2 protein-coding genes are annotated in these 3,336 nt (G+C 56.1%); one reads left to right on the top strand and one right to left on the bottom strand.

Annotated elements, in window-relative coordinates:
- Positions 1-1,947 (top strand): excinuclease ABC subunit UvrB (gene uvrB, locus NWQ23_RS09760; protein ID WP_306166109.1); only part of this gene is annotated, 1,947 nt, incomplete at its 5' end.
- Positions 1,948-2,121: 174 nt separating this feature from the next.
- Here uvrB and NWQ23_RS09755 read toward each other — a convergent pair.
- The gene (locus NWQ23_RS09755) at positions 2,122-2,877 is read right to left on the bottom strand and encodes a hypothetical protein (RefSeq protein ID WP_306166108.1); all 756 of its coding nucleotides are present in this window, start codon (positions 2,875-2,877) and stop codon (positions 2,122-2,124) included.
- Positions 2,878-3,336: the final 459 nt, after the last annotated feature.

Genomic DNA, 3,336 nt, shown 5'->3' with positions numbered 1-3,336 from the left:
GCGATCATCCTTGCCCCGAACAAAACCCTCGCCGCCCAGCTTTACGGCGAATTCAAAGGGTTCTTCCCCGACAACGCCGTCGAATATTTCGTCAGCTACTACGACTACTACCAGCCCGAAGCCTATGTCGCGCGGTCCGACACCTATATCGAGAAGGAATCCCAGATCAACGAACAGATCGACCGGATGCGCCACTCGGCCACGCGGGCGCTGCTGGAACGGGACGACGTGATCATCGTGGCGTCCGTGTCCTGCATCTATGGGATCGGGTCAGTCGAAACCTATGGCGCGATGACCCAGGACATTCACGCAGGCAAAACCTACGATCAGCGCCAGATCATCGCCGATCTGATTGCCCAAGCCTACCGGCGCAACGATCAGGCTTTCCAGCGCGGCACCTTCCGAGTGCGCGGAGACAGCCTAGAGATTTGGCCCGCCCACCTTGACGACCGCGCCTGGAAACTGTCGTTTTTTGGCGAAGAACTGGAATCGATCACGGAATTCGACCCCCTGACAGGCCAGAAAACCGACAGTTTCGACAAGGTGCGCATCTACGCCAATTCGCACTACGTCACGCCCAAACCCACGATGCAACAGGCGATCATCGGGATCAAAAAAGAACTGCGGATGCGGCTGGACCAATTGGTCGGCGAAGGCAAACTGCTCGAAGCGCAGCGGCTGGAACAGCGCACCAATTTTGATCTCGAAATGCTCGAGGCGACAGGCGTGTGCAACGGCATCGAAAACTATTCCCGCTATCTGACAGGCCGCGCGCCGGGCGAACCGCCACCTACGCTGTTCGAATTCATCCCCGACAACGCCATCGTTTTCGCCGATGAATCCCACGTATCCGTCCCGCAAATCGGCGGCATGTACAAAGGCGACTTCAGGCGCAAAATGACACTGGCCGAACATGGGTTCCGCCTGCCCTCCTGCATGGACAACAGGCCGCTCAAGTTCGAAGAATGGGACGCGATGCGCCCGCAATCCGTTTTCGTCTCGGCCACCCCCGCGGCATGGGAGCTTGAACAGACAGGCGGCATTTTCACCGAACAGATCATCCGCCCTACCGGCCTGATCGACCCGCAAATCGAAATCCGGCCCGTGGACATGCAGGTCGACGACCTTCTGGACGAGGTGCGCAAAGTGGCCCTCGCGGGCTACCGCACGCTGGTCACGACGCTGACCAAACGCATGGCCGAGGACCTGACCGAATACATGCACGAACAGGGCATCCGCGTCCGCTATATGCACTCCGACATCGACACCATCGAGCGGATCGAAATCCTGCGCGACCTGCGGTTGGGGGCCTTCGACGTGCTGATCGGGATCAACCTGCTGCGCGAGGGGCTCGACATCCCCGAATGCGGGCTGGTGGCGATTTTGGATGCGGACAAGGAAGGCTTCCTGCGCTCTGAGACTTCTTTGGTGCAGACCATCGGGCGGGCCGCACGCAACGCCGACGGGCGCGTGATCATGTACGCCGACAGGATCACCGGTTCGATGGAACGGGCGATGAAAGAAACCGAACGGCGGCGGGTCAAGCAACTGGCCTATAACGAAGAACACGGCATCACCCCGCAGACGGTGAAAAAGAACGTCGAGGATATTCTGGCCGGCCTCTACAAAGGCGACGTGGACATGAACCGCGTCACCGCCAAGGTCGACAAACCGATGGCGGGGGCTAACCTCGCTGCCGTGCTGGACGGGTTGCGGCACGACATGCGCAAAGCCGCCGAGAACCTCGAGTTCGAAGAGGCCGCAAGGCTGCGGGACGAGGTCAAACGGCTGGAGACAGTCGAACTCACCATCGCCGACGACCCGCTGGCACGGCAACAGGCGGTCGATAGAGCGGTGGACGACGCGCAGAAAGCTTCCGGGCGGAGTACGGGTGGACGTGGGGGGATGCGTGGGGGGAAGAGCAGGTATGGGGGGAAGAAGAGATGATTGACGTAAATTCATCCAAATTCTCAAGGCCGGACTTTCTCAGCGCCTTCAATACCGACGGCTGCTTTGAAGAGTGAGCCTTACCGAACTTTGGATTAGCCCGCCATATTTGATTGGGCCGATGGACGGTCACTTCTATCGAACCATTATTTCCGCAGGCGCTGATTTTGGCAGTCACAAAATTCGCTTTATCACGGTTCGGTTAACACCTTCCATATGAGAATACTTCTGCAATACGGCGCCGATGTGAGCAATGTCATCCGCCTGTAATCCAGAATCCCGCTCTCGAATATCTACGATAACCCCGCCACCCGGCTTTAGTTTTTCCGAGAAATAGCTTCCGTAAGTCGAGAGCGGATAATGAAAGCCACAACTCAGCAAGCTTATCGCCACGTCAATATCAGGCGAACCCAATAGGTTGTCTTGCTTGGGATTGATTAGCACAATTTTTTCTTCCGGAACGCCATTTTTTAAAAGAAAATCCTGCGCTTTGGCCAAGTTTGAATAGCCAGCACCTTCTGAAGCAAAGCCGAATCCTCTTGTTTCACTGCTTTCAATATCAATGAGCGTCAGATTGCAGTCAAAGCTGCGCCAAAGAAAAAGATCAATAAACGCGTAGCCACACCCAATATCGGCCAAAGATCTCACGTCAAATTCAACAAGCTTGGGCTGCAATTTCTCGAACTCGAGATATGCAAACGCCAAGGCACGACGAACGATGTCATGGCCTTTCTCTTGCACAACCCTCTGAAGAGGTTTCGGATCCTTTCTGACCCAACTCCGGATAATCCGACCGGCAAAAGGTACATCGTATAGGACACTGGATCTTTGCAGGACAATATTTGCAATATCGATTTCGTCGAACATGGTCAGGTCCAATGACAAAATGATGTCACTGTGGACCAGCTTCTCTATTTCAGCGTGTTCCATCCACCCTCCACTTACACTTTTCGACAATGCGCCTTGCCTCTGTGGCGAACCGCCTGAATTCTTTCAAGCGCATTCATGCTGGAAATCCTTATGTCCAAATTCAGATGGGTGCAGCGCGTACACCTAGAACAGATGATCTTGACCCCCACCGCACCCCCCTTAACCCGCCGCATCCACCGTACCCTGTACGTACAACCTATGTATCGCTTCCATAAGGGTCCTGTACGGCCTCATACCCCCCAAAATAACGCGTTAACCCCCGATTCGTGCGCCCTCCTCTTGCCAAGCGCCAAAACCGCCTACCTTACCCTCATGCGCACCGCTCTCGCCTTCGTTCTCCTCGCCACACCCGCCGCTGCGTGGGAGTTTTCGGCGTCCCCCATCTGCACCCTGACCAATACGACCGCAGAGGGCGAAATCACCGTCACCTATGACGCCTCATTGCCCGAATACACCGTC

Origin of the sequence: Yoonia sp. (assembly GCF_030731595.1) — a bacterium.
Taxonomy (GTDB): Bacteria; Pseudomonadota; Alphaproteobacteria; order Rhodobacterales; family Rhodobacteraceae; genus Yoonia.
This window is presented reverse-complemented; position numbering and strand designations above follow the sequence as displayed.